At 33.9% G+C, this 20,914-nt stretch carries 20 protein-coding genes; 18 read left to right on the top strand and 2 right to left on the bottom strand.

The window, feature by feature from the left end; all coding sequences use genetic code 11:
- Positions 1 to 74 precede the first annotated feature (74 nt).
- Together HQN85_RS11725 and HQN85_RS11720 are read left to right on the top strand one after the other, a co-directional pair.
- Complete coding sequence (locus tag HQN85_RS11725) at positions 75 to 2,021, top strand: amino acid permease (protein ID WP_173272345.1); 1,947 nt, start codon at positions 75 to 77, stop codon at positions 2,019 to 2,021.
- Between the two features lie 28 nt (positions 2,022 to 2,049).
- Positions 2,050 to 3,078, top strand: a complete 1,029-nt coding sequence (locus HQN85_RS11720) for an acyltransferase (protein ID WP_173272343.1) — start codon at positions 2,050 to 2,052, stop codon at positions 3,076 to 3,078.
- Positions 3,079 to 3,137: 59 nt separating this feature from the next.
- Here HQN85_RS11720 and HQN85_RS11715 read toward each other — a convergent pair whose 3' ends face one another.
- Positions 3,138 to 5,117 (bottom strand): KUP/HAK/KT family potassium transporter, encoded by a 1,980-nt coding sequence (locus tag HQN85_RS11715; RefSeq protein ID WP_173272341.1) that lies wholly within the window; start codon positions 5,115 to 5,117, stop codon positions 3,138 to 3,140.
- A gap of 194 nt (positions 5,118 to 5,311) precedes the next feature.
- Here HQN85_RS11715 and HQN85_RS11710 point away from each other — a divergent pair, with 194 nt between their 5' ends.
- The 12 genes from HQN85_RS11710 to HQN85_RS11655 all read left to right on the top strand — a co-directional run bounded on the left by HQN85_RS11710 (position 5,312) and on the right by HQN85_RS11655 (position 15,942).
- Entirely contained in the window at positions 5,312 to 5,818 is a 507-nt protein-coding gene (locus HQN85_RS11710) for a T9SS type A sorting domain-containing protein (protein WP_246249730.1), read from the top strand.
- Between the two features lie 30 nt (positions 5,819 to 5,848).
- A complete protein-coding gene (locus HQN85_RS11705) occupies positions 5,849 to 6,460 on the top strand; it encodes a fumarylacetoacetate hydrolase family protein (RefSeq protein ID WP_173272337.1) in 612 nt (203 codons plus the stop codon).
- Positions 6,461 to 8,206, top strand: a complete 1,746-nt coding sequence (locus tag HQN85_RS11700) for a M23 family metallopeptidase (RefSeq protein WP_173272335.1) — start codon at positions 6,461 to 6,463, stop codon at positions 8,204 to 8,206.
- 9 nt (positions 8,207 to 8,215) lie between these two features.
- Positions 8,216 to 8,677 (top strand): thioredoxin-dependent thiol peroxidase, encoded by a 462-nt coding sequence (bcp, locus tag HQN85_RS11695; protein WP_173272333.1) that lies wholly within the window; start codon positions 8,216 to 8,218, stop codon positions 8,675 to 8,677.
- Positions 8,678 to 8,756: 79 nt separating this feature from the next.
- Complete coding sequence (locus tag HQN85_RS11690; protein WP_173272331.1) at positions 8,757 to 9,602, top strand: transketolase; 846 nt, start codon at positions 8,757 to 8,759, stop codon at positions 9,600 to 9,602.
- A gap of 45 nt (positions 9,603 to 9,647) precedes the next feature.
- Positions 9,648 to 10,604 (top strand): transketolase family protein, encoded by a 957-nt coding sequence (locus HQN85_RS11685; RefSeq protein WP_173272329.1) that lies wholly within the window; start codon positions 9,648 to 9,650, stop codon positions 10,602 to 10,604.
- Positions 10,605 to 10,679: 75 nt separating this feature from the next.
- Positions 10,680 to 11,231 (top strand): RNA polymerase sigma factor, encoded by a 552-nt coding sequence (locus tag HQN85_RS11680; RefSeq protein ID WP_173272327.1) that lies wholly within the window; start codon positions 10,680 to 10,682, stop codon positions 11,229 to 11,231.
- A gap of 41 nt (positions 11,232 to 11,272) precedes the next feature.
- The gene (locus HQN85_RS11675) at positions 11,273 to 11,896 is read left to right on the top strand and encodes a hypothetical protein (protein WP_173272325.1); all 624 of its coding nucleotides are present in this window, start codon (positions 11,273 to 11,275) and stop codon (positions 11,894 to 11,896) included.
- Between the two features lie 9 nt (positions 11,897 to 11,905).
- Positions 11,906 to 12,352, top strand: coding sequence for a hypothetical protein (locus HQN85_RS11670; protein WP_173272323.1), 447 nt, complete (start codon positions 11,906 to 11,908; stop codon positions 12,350 to 12,352).
- 111 nt (positions 12,353 to 12,463) lie between these two features.
- Positions 12,464 to 13,654 carry an aspartate aminotransferase family protein gene (locus tag HQN85_RS11665; protein WP_173272321.1) on the top strand — a complete coding sequence of 397 codons (1,191 nt, stop codon included), beginning with the start codon at positions 12,464 to 12,466 and terminating at the stop codon, positions 13,652 to 13,654.
- 47 nt (positions 13,655 to 13,701) lie between these two features.
- Complete coding sequence (locus HQN85_RS11660; protein WP_173272319.1) at positions 13,702 to 14,379, top strand: response regulator transcription factor; 678 nt, start codon at positions 13,702 to 13,704, stop codon at positions 14,377 to 14,379.
- A 243-nt stretch (positions 14,380 to 14,622) separates the two neighbouring features.
- Entirely contained in the window at positions 14,623 to 15,942 is a 1,320-nt protein-coding gene (locus HQN85_RS11655) for a sensor histidine kinase (RefSeq protein WP_173272317.1), read from the top strand.
- A 381-nt stretch (positions 15,943 to 16,323) separates the two neighbouring features.
- Here the strand turns inward: HQN85_RS11655 and HQN85_RS11650 are convergent, their stop codons facing one another.
- Positions 16,324 to 17,241 (bottom strand): DUF58 domain-containing protein, encoded by a 918-nt coding sequence (locus tag HQN85_RS11650; RefSeq protein WP_173272315.1) that lies wholly within the window; start codon positions 17,239 to 17,241, stop codon positions 16,324 to 16,326.
- A gap of 357 nt (positions 17,242 to 17,598) precedes the next feature.
- Here HQN85_RS11650 and HQN85_RS11645 point away from each other — a divergent pair, with 357 nt between their 5' ends.
- The 4 genes from HQN85_RS11645 to HQN85_RS11635 all read left to right on the top strand — a co-directional run bounded on the left by HQN85_RS11645 (position 17,599) and on the right by HQN85_RS11635 (position 20,867).
- Entirely contained in the window at positions 17,599 to 18,384 is a 786-nt protein-coding gene (locus tag HQN85_RS11645) for a nucleotidyltransferase domain-containing protein (RefSeq protein WP_173272313.1), read from the top strand.
- Between the two features lie 152 nt (positions 18,385 to 18,536).
- Positions 18,537 to 19,232: a hypothetical protein gene (locus HQN85_RS11640; RefSeq protein ID WP_173272311.1), complete on the top strand. Its 696-nt coding sequence runs from the start codon at positions 18,537 to 18,539 to the stop codon at positions 19,230 to 19,232.
- Positions 19,233 to 20,080: 848 nt separating this feature from the next.
- On the top strand, positions 20,081 to 20,287 hold the full coding sequence (locus tag HQN85_RS15715; RefSeq protein ID WP_216847267.1) for a hypothetical protein: 207 nt from the start codon (positions 20,081 to 20,083) through the stop codon (positions 20,285 to 20,287).
- A gap of 202 nt (positions 20,288 to 20,489) precedes the next feature.
- Positions 20,490 to 20,867, top strand: a complete 378-nt coding sequence (locus HQN85_RS11635; RefSeq protein WP_173272309.1) for a VOC family protein — start codon at positions 20,490 to 20,492, stop codon at positions 20,865 to 20,867.
- The last annotated feature ends 47 nt before the right edge of the window (positions 20,868 to 20,914 follow it).

Genomic DNA, 20,914 nt, shown 5'->3' with positions numbered 1-20,914 from the left:
TTTTTAAGTTTGAGCAACTAACCGGATTGCAATTTTTCCTTTTAGGGTAATTGTAGTTATTTAAAAGACCAAACATGTTCGAAAAACTATTTAGAAAAAAGTCCATTAGCAAAATTTTAGAAGACGCTGCAAAAGGATATGGAGATCACGGAGATTCATTACATAAAACCTTAGGCGTAAGAGATTTAACAGCTTTTGGTATAGCCGCAATTATTGGCGCTGGTATTTTTAGTACAATAGGTAAAGCAAGTGCAGATGGTGGGCCAGCGGTTATTTTCTTATTCATTTTTACAGCTGTAGCTTGTAGTTTCGCGGCTTTTGCCTACGCAGAATTCGCTTCAATGGTTCCTGTTTCTGGTAGTGCTTACACCTATTCTTACGTAGCTTTTGGCGAGTTAGTAGCATGGATTATCGGTTGGTCGTTAATAATGGAATATGCGATTGGTAATATAACAGTGGCTATTTCCTGGTCTGATTATTTTACAGGATTACTCTCCTCCATCCGAATACCGGCACTAGGTATAGATGGCATAAATATCCCAGATTGGGCAACAATGGATTATTTAACAGCTTTTAATGGCCATAAACATGCAGATGCTTTATTAAATGCTGGTAAAAGCATGGCTAATTTAGATGATGCGACACGTATTGCAAATCATGCTTGGACTTCAGCTCCAAAAATTGGCAATTTTCATTTAGTGGCTGATTTACCGGCACTAGGCATTATTATTTTTATTACTTGGTTGGTTTATCGCGGCATGAAAGAATCAAGAAATGCAAGTAATGCAATGGTTGTAGTAAAGTTGGCTGTTATTTTATTGGTTTTAGCAGTTGGTGTTTTTTACATTGATACCAAAAACTGGAATCCTTTTGCGCCAAACGGTGTTTCTGGTGTATTAAAGGGAGTTTCGGCAGTATTCTTTGCTTATATCGGCTTCGATGCAATTTCCACTACTGCAGAAGAGTGTAAAAACCCGCAGCGAGATTTACCCAGAGGGATGATGTGGGCCATTATTATCTGTACAATTTTATATGTTGCCATTGCTTTGGTATTAACAGGTATTGTAAAATCAGATACTTTGGCCGTAGGCGATCCACTAGCATTTGTTTTTGATCAGATAGATTTAAAATTGATGAGCGGTATTATTGCAGTAAGTGCAGTATTTGCAATGGCAAGTGTATTGTTGGTTTTCCAAATGGGTCAACCACGTATTTGGATGAGCATGAGTCGTGATGGTTTATTACCAAAATCATTTTCTAAAATACACCCTAAATATAAAACTCCATCTTTTGCAACAGTTGTAGTGGGATTTGTAGTGGCAGTTCCATCGTTATTTATGAACTTAACCATCGTTACAGATTTATGCTCTATTGGTACTTTATTTGCCTTTGTGTTGGTTTGTGCAGGTGTATTGGTTTTGCAAAATAGACCTGGCGTACAAAGAGGGAAATTTAAAATCCCATATGTAAATTCAAAGTTCATTATTCCAGTTGTATTTGTTGTTGCAATTGTTGTTTCATTTACCACCTATAAGGAAGAAGCTACTGGGTTTATCACCAACAAAACTAAAACAAATGGACCTGTGGCATTTATTACCTCATTATCTGCTCCAGAATTAGAAACTGTTAAAAAAGAAATTAGTGCTAGTCCTGTGGTGTTACAAGGTAAACAAATAGATGCTGAGGCTTATTTGAATAGTTTAACCCCAGCGCAGTACGATGAATTCATGAGCAAATCATCTATCTCATATGATAAAAAATACGAAAGTGGATGGAGTTTATTCAAGCACAAAATTCCAATGTGGATCTTCTTATTCATTTGTTTAGTAATCACTTATTATTGCATCACTAAAAATTTATCGCTAATACCTGTATTGGGTTTAATTAGTTGCCTATATATGATGTGTGAGTTAGGCATTTCGAACTGGATTGGTTTTGGAATTTGGTTGGTTGTTGGTTTGGTGGTTTACTTCGCATATGGTTTTCATAATAGTAAATTAGGGAAGCAGCAAACGCAATAATCAAACTATTAATTTGTTATTGCTGTGGATGAGCGATTTTAAACATAAAGAAGATACTTCCTGGCTAGATAATTTACGGGTCTTTGCAACCATCAGTGTTATACTTTTACATGTTGCGGCTCCATTTGTTACCAAATTTGGCAAAATTTCAATGTCTAATTGGTGGTGGGCTAATACGTACGATGGATTAGTGAGATTTTGTGTTCCTGTATTTGTAATGCTAACTGGAGCGCTGTTACTCCCAAGAGCTCATACCCTTAAAGCTTACCTAAAAAACAGATTGGTTAGGATTATAATTCCTTTTGCCTTTTGGACGGTTATTTACATTTGCCATGCTATTTATGAAAAGCCTAGCAATTACAATTTAACTTTTATTATAGATAAATTAATAAACGGTGCCGCCTATCACCTTTGGTATATTTATATGATTATTGGAATTTACCTTATTATTCCAATTATTAGCACCTGGGTTAGAAAAGCAAGCGAAAAAGAGATTTTATATTTTTTAGCTCTTTGGTTAATTTCGATCTTAGCAACTCAGCCAATTATTTCAAATTATACCCCAGACTTTAATCTAAAATACTTCTCTGGGTTTATCGGTTATTTGGTTCTAGGACACTATTTATCGAGAATAGATCTTACAAAGGTTAAGCAGATTAAGCTGATTTCTTTTTGCATATTTTTAGTTGGCGCACTAATTACGATAATTGGGACTTATTTTTTATCCAGTCAAAAAGGCAAATTTATAGTCGACTTATATACCTATTTCTCTCTAAATGTAGTAGTTGCCGCAATAGGAATATTCTTATTCTTTAAACAGTTTACCCTAAAAAATAAACATATTATAAAGTTTCGAAATTTTATTAACCGAAATAGCTTTGGAATCTATTTTGCGCATATTTTGGTGTTGTTTTATCTAAACAAAGTAGGGATTAATGGCAGCATTTTAACCCCTAAATTTGGCGTATTGATCACTACAGGAATTTGTTTATTTTGCTCTTGTGTAATTATTCATTTCCTCAAAAAGATTCCATTCGGGCACAAATTAGCTGGATAGGTTATAATTTCTTTTACTCAAAATAAAACCCCAGCTTTTAGACTGAGGTTCTTATTCTTTTAAACAGCTAATCTGTTCAATTCGATGTCATCAGGGGTTACAAAAATTAATGGCACCTTTTCTACATCTACATAACTTGAATCTAAGCCAAAACTGCTTACCTCTGATAAACTTAAACGTTTTAAAACGAAGTAATAATCCATGATACTACGCTCGTAAAAGCTCAGGTTCGTAAATTTAGAAAGATGTTTTTCTAATAATACAAATCTGAAATCGCCAGCAATTTTATGTTTGTTCAATGAAGTATATTGACTTGTAATATCTACCTCACCATTTTTCACTAACTCTTCAACTACTTTACGATATAATAAATTTACCCTTTGCTCAATTCTAAAGCCTAATTTAAAGTCGATGCGAATTAACTTACCTGGGATTAAAAATTCTACTTTATAATCCATTGTATATGGTTCATCCATTACATCAACGTGAACCAACCAATATACATCTGCACGTTTTGGTTCTTTCTGAATAATGGAATAAATGATCTTAGATTCGATCTCAGTTTTAAAATTCGCACTTGTTAGATATACTAATTGTGATGAAAATTTAGGAACAGATTCATCACTACTCAACTCTGTCAAGATCGTATAGTAATCTTCTATCTCCACATATTTTACAAAGCGATTTTTTATTTTTCTGGAGTTATACCATGTCCACATTACACTTAACAAGGCACATCCAATCAATAAAGTCACCCATCCACCATGTACAAACTTGAATAAGTTACCTGCTAGGAATGAGAATTCGATCAACCCATAAATAACTACGAATAATACAATGAGGTACTTCGGAAACTTTTTTCTTAACATGTATACAGCTACAAGAACTGTAGTCATTAAGAAAGTAAGGTTGATTGCTAAACCATAAGCTCCCTCCATATCGTCAGATCTTCTGAAAATAAGAACGATAATAATACAACCAACACATAACAACCAGTTGATAGAAGGCACATATAGCTGCCCTTTTTGTATACTTGGATAGTTAATTCTAACCTTAGGCCACAGATTTAAACGAACTGCTTCAGAAATTAAAGTAAATGAGCCAGAAATCATAGCTTGAGAAGCAATTACCGCTGCTGTTGTTGCTAAGATTACCATTGGCAGTACTAAACCATGTGGCACTAATTCGAAAAATGGATTGGTACTATGAGGATCATAATTTGCATTTTTCAAAACCCAAGCACCTTGACCCAAGTAATTAAGTATCAGCATAATTTTCACAAAAATCCAGCTTACTCTTATATTGCTTTTGCCGCAATGTCCTAAATCAGAATACAAAGCTTCTGCCCCAGTTGTACATAAAAACACACCACCCAAAATAGCCAATGCCCCCGGATTTGATACTAATAGACTAAAAGCATAATATGGATTTAAAGCTTTAAAAATCCATGGATCGTGGATTACTTGTCCTAATCCGGCAATACCAAGAGCAGCAAACCATAAGAACATGATTGGTCCAAAAAGCTTACCCACTAAATTTGTTCCGAACTGTTGGATAATAAAAAGCAAGGCAATAATTGCTATAACAATTGGAACAACATGTACCGTTGGGAATTTCAATTTTAAACCTTCAATTGCAGATGTTACCGTAATACTTGGTGTAATCATTCCATCGGCCAAAAGTGCTGCACCTCCAATAATGGCAGGTATTACTAACCATTTTGCTTTTTTCCGAACCAACGAATATAAAGAAAAAATACCACCCTCACCTCTATTATCGGCTCTAAGTGTAATAATTACGTACTTTATTGTAGTTTGCAAGGTTAATGTCCAGAATATACAAGACAATGCGCCAAGTACTAAAGCTGGAGTAATATAGTTTCCTGCAGCACCGCTTGGCCCTTCGGCTATCTCTTTTGCAGTTTTAAAAATTGCTTTTAAAGTATACAAAGGTGATGTACCGATATCTCCAAAAACAATCCCTAAACTAACTAGAACTCCACCTGCGGTAAGCGTATTAACGTTTTTATGATTTGACACTGTTATAAAATTTGACTGCAAAATTAATTAAATATATAATATTAATGTCATTAATATTTACATCGTTATATGTAGCAAAAACAAGTAAAATTTAATGAAAAACAACTGTTGTTAAATAGTGTTAAATATTGGATTAATACTCAAAATGTTTGATTTCTTTGTTTTATTATTTATATTTTTGCCAGGATTAAAGGATGATTTCAAAGCCAAAAATAGCGTTCTCATGGAGTTTACTATGCACAATTTGCATCGTAGTTTTGATGGGTTCTTCTGTTTTTGCTCAAAAAATTGATACTTCTAAAATCTCTTTTAAACCTAAGGCAAAAGTAGTTAGCCGAGTTCCTCAAATAAAAGCTAATATTCAGCCTTATAAACCAAATACTATTGGTTATGGTTCATCAAGCAGTACACTTTCTAATACTACCTCTACAAAACGCGGGAAAGTCTTAACTGTTTTAAAAGTTTATCCAAATCCTGTTGTAGATCAAATTAACATTAGCCTTAGGCTTGATCGAGAAACGTCACTATCTATAAAAATAACCGATTTATTAGGAAATGATGTAGTTACCTTAGCAAATGAGCGTGTTTCTGCTGGTGAACAAACAAAAACCTATACCATTAACAAATTAAATCCTGGAATTTATTTTTTAAGGATATTGGCAAGTGGAGAACCAGTTGTTAAGAAGATTTCAGTATTATAAATTACCCTTTTCTTTTTTAGTTTTGTAAACATGAAGATTATTGCAATTGGTCGCAACTATGCTGCGCATGCTAAAGAATTGAACAATGCTGTTCCTACAAAACCTATTATTTTTTTAAAACCAGATACCGCCGTTTTAAAAGATAATAAACCTTTTTATATCCCAGATTTCTCATCAGATATTCATTATGAACTAGAAGTGGTTTTAAAAATTTGCAAAGAAGGAAAGCACATTGCAGAAAAATTTGCTGCTAATTATTACGATGAAATTGGTTTGGGAATAGATTTCACTGCCAGAGATATTCAAAGCGAGCATAAGGAAAAGGGTTTACCATGGGAATTAGCTAAAGCATTTGACAATTCTGCCGCAATTAGCAATTTTTTACCAAAATCAGCTTACCCAAATATGTATGATTTAAAATTTGAATTGCAAATCAACAAAGAAACCCGTCAAAAAGGGCATACAGCAAATCTTTTATTTTCTTTTGAAAAAATAATTTCTTTCGTTTCTCAATACATTACGCTAAAAAAAGGCGATTTAATTTTTACGGGTACACCAGAAGGTGTAGGTCAGGTAAAACAAGGAGACCAGTTGGAGTGTTGGTTAGAGGATAAGCAATTACTAAACTTCAACATTAAATAAATGTTTCGACCGAAAATCTATTCAAAGCACTTAAAATTTTCATCACTATTCTTTTTACTCTTTTTAGCCATCAAGGCTGATGCCCAGCAAATTTTTAGCAATACTATTTATCCACTCACGGATTTTAGACAGCCTTTAAATATTATACCTCCAGCTTTGGCGGGTTCTTTTGGAGAATTAAGATCAAACCATTTTCATTCAGGAACCGATTTTAAAACTAATCAAAGAATTGGTTATCCAGTTTATGCAACAGCAGATGGATATATATCACGTTTACGTGTTCAAAATAGTGGATTTGGTTTAGCCCTGTATATTAATCATCCTAATGGGTTTACCTCTGTTTATGGCCACTTATCGCGATTTAGCCCTAAAATTGCCCAGCAAGTAAAAAGCATCCAGTACAAACACAAATCTTACGAAATAGATGAATTTCCTAATGCTGATTTAATTCCTGTGCGAAAAGGTGATATCATCGCTTATTCGGGTAATACAGGCAGTTCTGGTGGACCACATTTGCACTTTGAATTGAGAGATACCAAAACAGAATTAACCATTAACCCTCAATTATTAGGCATTCAAATTCTAGATAATATTCCGCCAGTTATTTATTCGATGTATGTATATCGCCTAAATGGCAAACCTTTTAATGAATTAACGCCTAAACAATATTTCCAAGTTGTGGGCGCTAACGGAAAATACAACTTAAATAAAGTAAACACGATTAATTTAAGCGGAGAAGTTGGTTTTGGTGTTATCACTACCGATAAACACAATGGACTTTCGGGTACAAACGGTGTATATTCAATAGAATTGGAAGTTGATGGCAAAATTATATTTACCTCTGCTTTAGAAAAATTTAGCTTTGAAAATAGTAAAGCTATCAATTCTCATATTGATTATCCTGCATTTATAACACTTAAACGAAGTATTCAAAAAAGCTTTGTTGATCCAGGTAATCCGTTGCAGATTTATAGCAATTTGGTTAATAGTGGTCGTATCACCTTTAATGATGACAAACTACATGCAGTAAAATATATCATTACTGATTCTAAGGGCAACAAAAGCACACTTTTATTTAATGTAAAAGCTGATGCAAAAGCAGTAATTAATACACCAACTGTACCTGCCGGAATTCCGTTTAGCTTTACAAAAGTAAATGAATATACTAATGATGATGTTAAGCTAGTATTGCCTAAAGGTACATTATATAACGATTTAAATTTTACCTACAAAAAATTACCAAAGCCTCAGCACAATGCATTTTCTGCTATTCATCAAATTCAAAATAATTTAACACCATTACATATTGGTTTCGAACTTTGGATAAAAGCTGATAGCACGTTAAATAAATATAAAAACAAAGCGATAATTGTAAATACCAATCGCTCATCACAAGGTGGATATTTTGAAAATGGTTATGTGAAAGCAATGCCCAAAAATTTCGGTAGTTTTTTTATCGCCATTGATACCGTACCTCCTACTATCGTTCCTGTGAATGTTGCCAATGGTAAAAATATGGCAGGACTTAGCAAAATGAGTTTCAGAATTAGCGACGGACTTTCTGGAATTAAGAGTTTTAATGGCTACATTGATGGCAAATGGGTTTTAATGGAGTTTGATGCTAAAACTGCTAACTTATGGCACAGCTTTGATGAACAAACTTTAGATGGAAAGCATACCTTTGAATTAATTGTTGTTGACATGAAGGAAAATGTTAAACGATATGCAATCGATTTTTATAGATAAATTATAATTATGAATACACTTAAAGTGGGCGATAATGCTCCAACATTTACTTCAAAAGATCAAAATGGAAATACAGTTTCTTTAGATCAGTTTAAAGGCAAAAAAGTGGTTTTATATTTTTATCCGAAAGACGACACTCCAGGTTGTACTGCAGAAGCTTGTGATTTTCGTGATAATTACCAAGGCCTAAAAGCTAAAGGAATTGAAGTTTTAGGAGTAAGTATAGATGATGAGAAATCACATCAAAAATTCATCAACAAACACAGTTTACCTTTCACACTTTTAGCCGATACCGATAAAGCAATAGTAGAGGCTTATGGAGTTTGGGGCGAAAAAAACATGTATGGCAAAAAATACATGGGCACTGTACGCACAACCTTTATTATAGATGAAGAAGGAAAAATTGCGCACATTATAACCAAAGTGGACACTAAAAGTCCAACAGCACAAGTTTTAGAGTTAATTAAATAGAATTTTAGGCCTCCTTTTTTTAATTAGCTAAAATTTTATAATTACCTTGCCTTTCTTTAGTAATAACAACATTATAGTAATGAAACATACAATTAGTGAATTAGAAGATATTGCTTCACAGGTTAGAAGAGATTGTTTAAGAATGGTTCATGCCGTTCAATCTGGTCACCCAGGGGCATCTTTAGGCTGTGCAGATTTTTTTACAGCTTTATACTTCGAAGTATTAAATCACAACCCTAAATTTTCGATGGCTGGAGTTGGAGAAGATTTATTTTTCCTTTCAAACGGTCACATTTCACCAGTTTGGTATAGCGTTTTAGCAAGATCTGGGTATTTTGAAGTGAGCGAATTAGCTACTTTCAGAAAATTGGATTCTAGATTACAAGGTCACCCAACTACCCATGAAGGATTGCCAGGAGTTCGCATTGCATCAGGTTCATTAGGACAAGGTTTATCTGTTGCTATTGGTGCTGCTTTAGGGAAAAAAATTGATGGCGATAAAGGATTGGTGTACGCTTTAACTGGCGATGGCGAGTTACAAGAAGGCCAAAATTGGGAAGCATTAATGTTTGCCCCTTTTCATAAAGTAGATAATTTAATTGCAAGTGTAGATTACAATGGGCAACAAATTGATGGTCCAACGGAGAAAGTACTTTCATTAGAATCTCTTAAAGAAAAATTTGAGGCTTTTGGTTGGCATGTAATTACATCAGATGGTAATGATATGGCAGAAATCACAAAGGCATTGCATTATGCAAAATCATTAACCGGAAAAGGAAAACCAATTTTAAACTTAATGAGTACCCAAATGGGTTACGGTGTTGATTTTATGGTTGGAACACATAAATGGCACGGTTCTGCACCAAGTGATGCACAATTAGAAGTAGCATTAGGTCAACTTAAAGAAACAGCTGGGGATTACTAGAACTTGAGAACTTTAATTCTCATAGCTAAATAAAAATTAAACATCGTGAAAAAATATACATACACAGAAAAGAAAGATACACGTTCGGGTTTTGGAGCTGGATTACATGAAGCTGGTAAACGCAATGAAAATGTGGTTGCCCTTTGTGCAGATTTAGTTGGCTCATTAAAAATGGACGCTTTTATTAAAGATTTCCCAGAAAGATTTGTGCAAGTTGGTATTGCAGAAGCAAATATGATGGGTATTGCAGCGGGTTTAACCATTAATGGAAAAATTCCTTTTACTGGTACTTTTGCTAACTTTTCTACTGGTCGTGTTTACGATCAAATTCGTCAATCAATTGCTTATTCAGGTAAAAATGTAAAGATCTGTGCATCTCACGCAGGTTTAACATTAGGAGAAGACGGTGCTACTCACCAAATTTTAGAAGATATAGGTCTGATGAAAATGTTGCCAGGAATGGTAGTTATCAATCCTTGCGATTATAACCAAACCAAAGCTGCAACACTTGCAATTATGGATTATGAAGGTCCAGTTTACCTACGTTTTGGCCGCCCGGTTATTCCTGTATTTACACCAGAAGATCAAAAATTTGAGATTGGTAAAGCATGGATGGTAAATGAAGGAAAAGATGTTACTATTGTTGCAACTGGCCATATGGTTTGGAGAGCAATTGAAGCTGGAGAAAAATTAGCAGAACTAGGAATTGATGCTGAGATTATAAATATCCATACCATTAAACCTTTGGATGATGAAGCTATTCTTAAATCTGTTAAAAAGACAGGCTGTATTGTAACTTGCGAAGAGCACAATAAATTTGGCGGATTGGGCGAAAGCGTTGCTCGTTTATTAACTACAGAATATTTAGCGCCACAAGAATTTGTAGCAGTTAATGATAGTTTTGGCGAAAGTGCTACACCAGATCAGCTAATGACTAAATACAAGTTAGATCCTTCTGATATTGTAGCTGCGGCTCAAAAAGTAATGAAAAGAAAAGTTTAAAAAAGTCCGAAAGTTATTAGTCCGAATGTCGTAAAAGATTATAGCGCAAATAATAACAGTAGAACTCATAGAAAAATGAAGCAAGTTGAAGACGCAGAAATATTGCAGAAATTTAGTGTTGAAAAAACACGAAATGAAGCTTTCAACTTGCTTCTATCTAAATATCAACAAAAAATATATTGGCACATTCGTAGATTAGTTATTGATCACGATGATACAGATGATTTAGTACAGGAAACCTTTGTTAAGGTTTGGAAAAACCTAGCCAATTTTAGAAGCGACTCACAGCTTTACACCTGGATTTATAGAATTGCGACTAACGAATCCATCACTTTCTTGAATAAGAAAAAACTGAAGAATAATATTTCATTAGATGATGTAAGTGGCGAATTGGCCGAAAGCCTTGCTGCCTCTTCTTACTTTGATGGCGATAAAGCACAACGCAAACTTCAGGAAGCAATTTTGACCCTACCAGAAAAACAGCGAATAATTTTTAACATGAAGTATTTTGATGATATGAAATACGATGAAATCTCTGAGGTTTTAGGTACTAGTGTGGGTGCATTAAAAGCTTCATTTCATATTGCAGTTAAAAAAATTGAAAGTATTTTACTAAATGAAGATTAAGTATTAAACCTTTTACACTAAAATCTATCAATAGTTATATCATGAAGAAAAAAGAGGAAGATATGGAATGGGAAATGGAGGCTCCGCACTTAGCGAGTTTATCAAGAACTACACCATACAGTGCGCCAGATAACTATTTCAAGGATTTAACTACACACATTAACCAGTCTGTTTTTGTAGCTAGTTTAACGCAAAAAGAAAATCCAGGTTTTACAGTACCACAAAACTATTTTGAAGAATTAGGTACTGAAATAGAAAGCCGTATTGCTGTAGATCAACTATATGAATTAGCCAAAAGTGATGGGTTTAAAACTCCAGCTAACTATTTTGACAAGCTAAATGCTGATATTTTAAGTAAAACTTCAGGTACGGTTCAAAAAACAAAAGTTGTTCGCCTGTGGCAAACAGATTTTATGAAATATGCTGCTGCAGCCTGCTTTATTTTACTAACAGCATCTGGTTTATATTTTAATCAGCAAAATACATTACAAGAAAATCGTACTAGCGAATTAGCAAGCGAACAAATGTTATATGACATTGATGAAAGTGTAATTATTGATCATATACAAGAAAGCCAAACGGCTTCAACTTCCGCGTCAGATACGGAAATGGAAAACTATATTTTAGATCATTTTTCATCAAGTGATCTATCAAATAACTTATAAAATTTAGAGATGAGGAACTTAATTATTGCACTATTTATTTTATTACCAGGATTAGCTTTTGCACAAGGGCCAAGAATGGACGATGAAAAAATGGAGGCTTACAAAGTAACATGGCTAACCACAAAACTTGATCTTTCTGCAGATGAAGCTAAAGTATTTTGGCCTATTTATAATGACTTTACCAGAGAACAAAAGGCATTGCGAAAAGAGCGTATGCAAAAAATGATCAGCTTTAGAAAAATTAAAGAAATTGACGATTTAACAGATGTTCAAATTCAAACATTAATTGTAAATGATTTTGATTTTAAACAAAGAGAACTTAATATAGAAAAGAAATACTATAATAAGTTTAAATCAAATTTACCTATCAAAATTGTAGGGAAGTTTTACAGAGCGCAAGAAGCATTTAAAAAAGAACTATTGAACCGTTATAGAGGCGGTCAACCAAAACAATAATAATAATTAATTTTTAGAAAATCCCATATGTATAAACGTATGGGATTTTTTATTTTACATTATTCTGCCTGGATAAAATAATTAAGATTTCAAAAAAGCTAAATTTGCGCTATGCAAACACAACGTCAGTTATTTTTAAAACACAATGCCCAAACTTCTGAAACTCCACTTTTATTAGAGTTTGTAAAAGCAAAAGGCATGTACATGTACGATCAATCTGGAAAAAAATACATGGATTTAATTGCAGGTATTGGTGTTAGCAATGTTGGGCATTGTCATCCCACAGTTGTGGAAGCAGTAAAAAAACAAGCAGAAACATACATGCATTTAATGGTGTATGGCGAGTATGTACAAAGTCCGCAAGTAGATTTTGCAAAGGGTTTAGCATCGGTTTTGCCAGAAAATTTAGATTGCACTTATTTTGTAAATTCTGGCGCAGAGGCTGTTGAAGGAGCAATGAAATTGGCAAAGAGGTATACCAATCGTACCGAGTTAATTGCCTGTAAAGATAGTTATCACGGCAGTTCACAAGGTGCCTTAAGCCTAATGGGCAACGAAGAATTTAAACAAGCTTACCGACCATTATTACCTGATATCAAGTTTATAACTTTTAATCATTTACCAGATTTAGAGCAAATAACTACTAAAACTGCTGCGGTATTTATAGAAACTATGCAGGGCGAAGCAGGTATTCGAATTCCAGATGCAACTTATATAAAAGCCTTAAGAAAAAAATGTACAGCTACTGGAACGCTTTTAATATTTGATGAAATTCAATGCGGTTTTGGTCGTACCGGAAAGCTATTTGGTTTTGAACATTTCGACACTGTTCCCGACGTTTTATTATTAGCAAAAGGCATTGGCGGCGGAATGCCAATTGGCGCCTTCATCAGTTCTTCACAAATAATGTCGGTATTTACAAATAATCCAATTTTAGGACACATAACTACTTTTGGTGGGCATCCTGTAAGTTGCGCAGCCGGATTAGCCACCTTAGAAACTATCTTAACCGAAGATTTAGTTACAGGTGTGGAACAAAAAGGAGAATTATTTAAATCATTATTAAAGCATCCGGCAATTGTAGAAATTAGAGGAAAAGGATTAATGCTAGCGGTAGAATTTGATAGTTATGAAACCAATAAAAAAATTATTGATGGTTGCATTGAAGATGGCTTAATTACCGATTGGTTTTTACATTGCAGTAATTCTATGCGTATTGCGCCACCATTAATTATCACTGAAGATGAAATTAGGACGGCTTGCGATATAATTTTAAAGCATATTAATTTAGTTACCGGTTAAATTTACAAATGAACTAATGATACTAATGATACTAATGAACTTTACTTATGAACGTATTAATAGTTGAAGACGAAAAAGGCTTAGCGCTTGAAATGGATGAATTTTTAAGCAGAGAAGGATATATTGTTGAGCATGCTTGGAAAAAATCCTCTGCCGAAGAAAAGATTTTCGTTAATAATTACGATTTCATTCTTTTAGATTTAGGTTTGCCAGATGGCGATGGTTTTGAAGTACTTAAGCAATTGAAAAACCTAAAAGACCGTGATGATGCTGTCATTATTTTAACAGCCAGAAGTGCAGTTGATGATCGGATTAAAGGTTTAGATAGCGGTGCTGATGATTATTTAGCTAAACCATTTTCCTTAAATGAATTACTTGCCCGCATGCATGCAATTATTCGTCGCAAGCATAAGTTAGAAAAAAATGAAGTTAAAATTCACGATTTCGTGTTAGATATTCAGAACCATACCGTATCATTTCAAAATGAAAGAGTTCCTTTAACGAAAAAAGAGTATGAGATTTTTAATTATCTCGTACTAAATAAAAATAGAGTGGTTTCTAGAATAAGTTTAACAGAGCATGTTTGGGGAGATATTTTAGAGGTAAATTCTGATTCTAATTTTGTAGATGTACACGTAAAAAATCTACGCAAAAAATTAACACAATGCACTAAAACCGATTGGTTTGAAACAGTACGCAGTATTGGTTATCGCATTAATTATTAAAACTAACCCTCTATGGACTGATATTTCATAGGTTTGCGTAGAAAGAGTGAAATCTTTTCACCAAACATAAATTACAATGCGTCCTTTCGACTGGAGCTTTGCGAAATGGAGAAATCTTTGAACCTATATTTATTGCAAAGTCCAAAGATTTCTCGGCTACGCTCGAAATGACGATAACACCAAATGTTTTAGAAAGAAGTATTAAACTTTAAGCGTGGTATTTTCAACTAACGAATTAAACCAATGAAACTGCAAGCAAAATTTGCTTTATACAATGCCATCACCAAAATAGCAGTTATTTTAGTGTTGGGAGCAATTATTTTGCTTTCATTAGAAACCATTTCTTCTCATCATTTAGATGGTCGTTTAACTAAAAAAAGGTTAAAGGTAATCGAGAATTTGAGTGACAATGAAATTGATAGTCTATTAAGAAATCAACATTCATTTACAGATTACAATATTCTAAAAGATGAGTTTATTGTGCTAAACGCAATTCCAAATGTCGGAAAAATAGATACCAGCATTACCTTTATTACAGAACGACGAGAAATTGAAGGTGATACAGAAATTTATCGAATTCTTAATGATCAATTCGAATACAATAATAAACGGTATAAATTAGAATTAGGGGAAGCCATGACGGCGATGGAAGCTGTGAAAACGACCATTCGGTTTTACATGCTGATTGTATTAATTGGAACCCTATTAGTTACACTACTTACAGATTATGCTTTTACCAATTTTATTTTAAGGCCTTTTTATAAAATTATCGATCAAAAGCTAAATAAGGTAAACGATCCTACCTCCTACAATTACGAAAATATCCCGACTAATACCACAGATTTCAAAATATTAGACAACAGCATTAATTCGCTCATGCGAAAAATTGCAGATTTATTTTTGTTAGAAAAACAGTTTATCGCTAATGTTTCGCATGAACTGCTTACGCCAATTTCTATTTTAAGTGGTCGATTAGAAAACATTTTAGCTGCAGAAAACTTGCCGGTTGAGCATGAAAATAAAATTTTAGCATCTTTAAAAACATTAAATCGCTTAAAAGTAATTATCAATAGTCTGTTATTAATTTCTAAGGTCGAAAATGAGCAGTATCTAAAAAAAGACCAAGTTTCCATCCACCAAGAGTTACTTGATATTTATGAAGATTTAGAAGATCGCATTATCGACAAACAAATCATCTATAAAAATGAAATTGCAGCAAATTTTAGCTTCACAGGAAATAGGGCGCTTATTCATACGCTCCTAATTAACATCATTAACAATGCAATAAAATATAATGTAAATAAAGGAGCTATTACCATACATGATGAACTTACATTAACAAAATACACCCTAACCATTGCTGATAGCGGAATGGGAATGGAAAAAGAAATTGTGGCTAATGCTTTTAATAGGTTTGAAAGAGAAAACAGTGATAATGAAGATGGCTTCGGCTTAGGCTTAGCAATTGTGAATAGTATCGCTAAATTTCATCAAATAAACATTTCAATTCAGTCAGAAAAAGAGAAAGGAACTATTGTGACTATAGAATTCCCTATTAATTAGCAGCTAACTCAATAGCAGTCAATCTATTGAAAACAAACTGTAAACTTCATAAAATCTTCATAAATGAAAGGCATCTTTGAGTAACAAAACATCAGAAGCGATTTCCGTTTTGTTATCTAATAAAACTCATCAATAGTTTTTTAGTTTTCCGGTTACCCTTATCTGAACCTTCCTGTATTGAAAAATATAGGAAGGTTTTTTTTATAATCCCCCACGTCATTGCGAGGAGCACAGCGACGTGGCAATCTCCTCGTCATTCCCAACTCGATTGGGAATCTTAATGCAACCGTAACCTTTCACCGCTTTACGATTGCCAGTCGAGCTGGCAATGACGCACGATTAAAGAAATGAACCATTGAGCTAATGAACAATTGAACCAAATTACCCCATCTTCTGTCGTTTAATTAAATACGCTTGCAAAACCTGATTAAACCCAGCATTTATATCTGCATCAATCATATCAATTTTATATTGTGCACATTTTAACAATAGCATCTGCCGATAACTATTCATTTGCTCTAAATAGGCATTTTTAACTTTAGCAGTATGCGCTTTTAAAACTGCACCCGTTTCCATATCTACAAATTGATGAGGGCGATTAGCAAAATCGAAATCTACCTCCTTACTTTTATCAGTCACATTAAAAATAACAACCTCATGTTTATTAAATTTTAAGTGTTGTAACGACGAAAACAAAGCAGAAATCTGAGCTTCATCATGCACCGTATTCAGCATATCGCTAAACACAACCACCAACGAACGTTTATGAATTAATTCAGCTATTTGATGCAAAGCCAAAGCCAAATTAGTTTTTACATTGAGTTGAGGCGATGCCAAAACCTGTTCCAATTGCGAAAACAAATACTTTTGGTGTGTACCTGTCGACTTAGCTAGCGTATTTAAACTCAAAGCATCAGTAAATAAACTCAACCCAAAAGCATCACGTTGTTTCTTTAACAAATAAATTAACGCAGCAGTACATTGAACCGAAAACGTCAGCTTGTTATAGGCATCATTAGGAAAATACATAGATGAAGAAGTATCTAGCACAAACTGACAGCGCAAATTTGTTTCCTCCTCATAACGCTTGCTAAAAAGCTTATCTGTTTTGGCGAATAGCTTCCAATCTATGTTTTTTACGCTATCACCAGTATTGTATAATCGATGTTCAGCAAACTCAACAGAAAACCCATGGAAAGGACTTTTATGCAAACCCGTAATAAACCCCTCAACCACTTGTCGGGCCAAAAGCTCCAAATCGCCCAAACTTCCCTCGTTCTGATAATTGATGTGCTGCATCTAGTAAAACTAATAATTATTGGGCTTACATCAAACCGTCATGCTTAACTTGTTTCAGCATCTTTATTATAGATCGCAATTAAAACATTTTGAAAATCAAAGCCAGTACTCTTCGGAAACTGTAGTCCTGCTTTTCGCTTTACTCCCTACGTTCGTGCTCGCTGCAATCAGGTTTAGCTAACACAGCAAAAAGCTTTTGGGATTATGCAGCACCTGCAATTCAATAATTATAGATTTTAATAAGTAAATTTATTAGTCGGAGATTAAACGGCTATATTCGTTTATAAATGGATAGATCTGGCTTTGTCAGACTTATATACAAGTTAGTGGCAATCGTATGACGACACACAGTAAACAATGACAGAAGAAATAAAAAAAGAGCTTTTAAGACTTGAACTGCAACACGACATCAAAATCTTGTATGCTGTTGAAAGTGGAAGCCGTGCTTGGGGTTTTGCATCGACTGACAGCGATTGGGATGTTAGATATATTTACATTCATAGACTTGACTGGTATTTAAAAATTGACGACAAGAAAGATAATCAAGAAGAAATTTTACCTAACGACATTGACCTAGCTGGCTGGGAATTAAAAAAAGCTTTACGACTTTTCAGAAAATCAAATCCACCTATGTTAGAGTGGTTAAGAAGTCCAATTGTTTATTTACAACAGTTTTCTACCGCAGACAAACTACGCGACTTGACAAAAGAATTTTTCAATCCTAAATCTTGCCTTCATCATTACCTACATATGGCAGAAGGTAATTACAGAGAATATTTGCAAAAGGACAACGTGAGAGTGAAAAAATACTTTTATGTATTAAGACCAATACTTGCTTGCGACTGGATTATACAGACAAACACAATGGCTCCAATGGAATTTAGCAAACTTCTCGACAGCCAAGTGACAGACCAAAACGTTAAAACAGAAATTGAAAACTTACTGAAAAGAAAAATGGCAGGTGAGGAACTAAATGAAGAACCGAAAATTCAAATTCTTAACGACTTCCTTGAAAAGAAAATTACGTTTTACAATGACTATGTAAAATCGTTAGGACAAAGTGAGCAACCTGACACAGTAAGACTTGATGAACTATTTAAACAGACAATTTATGAAGCGTGGGACAAGAACGGCAGCCACTAACAGGCATTTGGCAAAAGTGGCGGTTCAGTGCTTCGCAGACAGTTTTGTGGTTAATCAAAGTTTGGTACTCCGCATCAACGTTTGTGGTGAAAATAGCCACCTTCGCAAAGCCCGAAAACGTTGGTGACAATATTATAGTAACAGACAATTATATGGGATTATTTAACAAAATATTTGGAAGGAAGACAAACTCTGATACTTCGCAACAAGCGACAAAAACTGTTCAACTTCAAAAAGGCGACACTTTTATTTCAACTGGTGACGATATTGTATTTAAAGTTATTAGACCTTTGACAGATGAGCAAAAAGATAAAATTGACAAATCAACAATTTTACTTCGGACAGGACAACTTTATATGCACTATTGGACAGACAACTTAGTTTGCACAGACCGTAACGACCCAGAATGGCAGAATAAAGTAATGTACTTTTGGAAGTCAGAAGAACCTTTTCCTAAAAAATCTCTTCCACCAGAGTTTGAAACTTTTAAAACAAAACATTTTCTTTTTGGCAGCGACACTTCAAACATTTCTTTACAGGTTGGACAAGCAATGCCTTGGTTTGGTATGCCAGGACTTGGTGAAAAACACGTATGTGAAATGAACGGACAAAAAGTAACAATTCCTGAATTGAACGAATTAGGTTTAGTTGAGTATGTTGAACAAGTTGAACTTACTCCCAACAACTTGGACATCTTGACAAAAAGAGAAGACTACTTTTTCCTAATTGACAACAGAATAACACCTTTTCAAAATGGTAATTTTTATTTGAAAGGCAAACCTATTTCTATTGACTTGGCATATAGCATTGGTGGTATTCATATCATAAAGAAAGTTAGGCTAAATTGAACAAAATGAAAAATACTGCCACTAACAGGCGTCTGGCAAAAGTGGCGGTTCAGTGCTCCGTATATACATTTGTGGTGAAAACCGTCACTCGCAAAGCCAAAACGTTATGTTCACCCCTAATTCTTAAACTCTCACTATAATCTCTACCTCTAAAAATTTAAACAGACAAAAAATAATATTATGAAACTCAATTTGGACACCATAATTTTCTATGTTAAAAATATTGACAAATTAAAATCTTTCTACGCTGATATACTTGGACTGAAATTGTAGAAGATGACCAATCGGTTTGGGTTCTTTTTCGGGCAGGGAATGGTCATGTTGGGCTTCATAAAATCGGTGAAGAATATATCAACAAAATTGAAGACGGATATAAGTTTGACAACAACGCAAAAATTGTCTTTGAAATCCAACAAGATATTAACGACATAAGACAAATCCTTATTGACAAAAATGTTGCTATGAGGGAAGTAAAGACATTTGATAATTATGATTATTGGCTTTGTGATGGACAAGACCCTGAAGGAAATGTTTTTCAACTAAAGCAGAGAAAGAAGTAAAAACTGCTTTTTTTTATTCGTAATTAGATTTTGTTTAACAACAATAAGTCATTGTATAACAACAATGAACCATTGTATAACAACAATAAGCCTTGGTAAAACAACAATGAACCATTGTACAACAACAATGAACCATTGTATAACGACAATGAGCCATTGTTCATGAACAAAAGTAAAATGTTCATGAACAAAAGCAAAATGCTTATGAACAAAAGCAAAATGTTCATGAACAAAAACAAAATGCTTATGAACAAAAGCAAAATGCTTATGAACAAAAACAAAATGTTCATGAACAAAAGCAAAATGTTCATGAACAAAAGCAAAATGTTCATGAATAAAATGCCATTGTACAACTACAATGAGATGTTGCCAATGCACAACAGATCACAACCCATATCATTTAATAATCTTAGGATACGCTATAACTTTTACTTCATGCTAAATGAGATTGCACAGCTGATGAAAAATCAGCTTCGCAAAGACGTGGTGTGTTAACCATTACAACTAAAACAAGCTGCAAGCAAGAGTTTATTTCTACTATAATTTCACCACTAAATTTTACTAAATTTATCATGTCGGTTAGACAACTTACTTATAACCAATGAAAAAAACTATTTTTATAACTTTACTTATAGCTGTAGCATTTTGCTCAGGCTTTGCATTTAAAACTATATTATCAGAAAATAAAAAAACAAGAATGAAAAAAGTAACAGGTATTGGCGGCATTTTTTTCAAATGCAAAGACCCAAAAAAAATGACAGCATGGTATGAAAAACATTTGGGTTTAGACACGAACCCTTATGGAGCAACTTTCGAATGGTTTGAAGGTGCAGATAGCACAAAGAAAGCGCAAACCCAATGGACTCCATTTGCAGAAAACACAAAATACTTTGAGCCATCTGCCAGAGAATTTATGATTAACTACAGGGTAGAAAATTTAGAAGCGCTTGTAGAAGAATTAAAAAAAGAAGGTGTAACCATTGTAGATAAAATAGAAACTTATGATTATGGCAAATTTGTACACATTCTTGACGCCGAAGGAAATAAAGTAGAATTATGGGAGCCTAAGGACTAAGCTTAATTTACCACGGATATAAAGGTTGCACATTTAAATTCGTGCCT

Origin of the sequence: Pedobacter boryungensis, assembly GCF_013204825.1 — a bacterium.
Lineage (GTDB): Bacteria > Bacteroidota > Bacteroidia > Sphingobacteriales > Sphingobacteriaceae > Pedobacter > Pedobacter boryungensis.
Note: the sequence above shows the minus strand (reverse complement) of the source record. Positions and strands in the feature narration are given on the sequence as shown.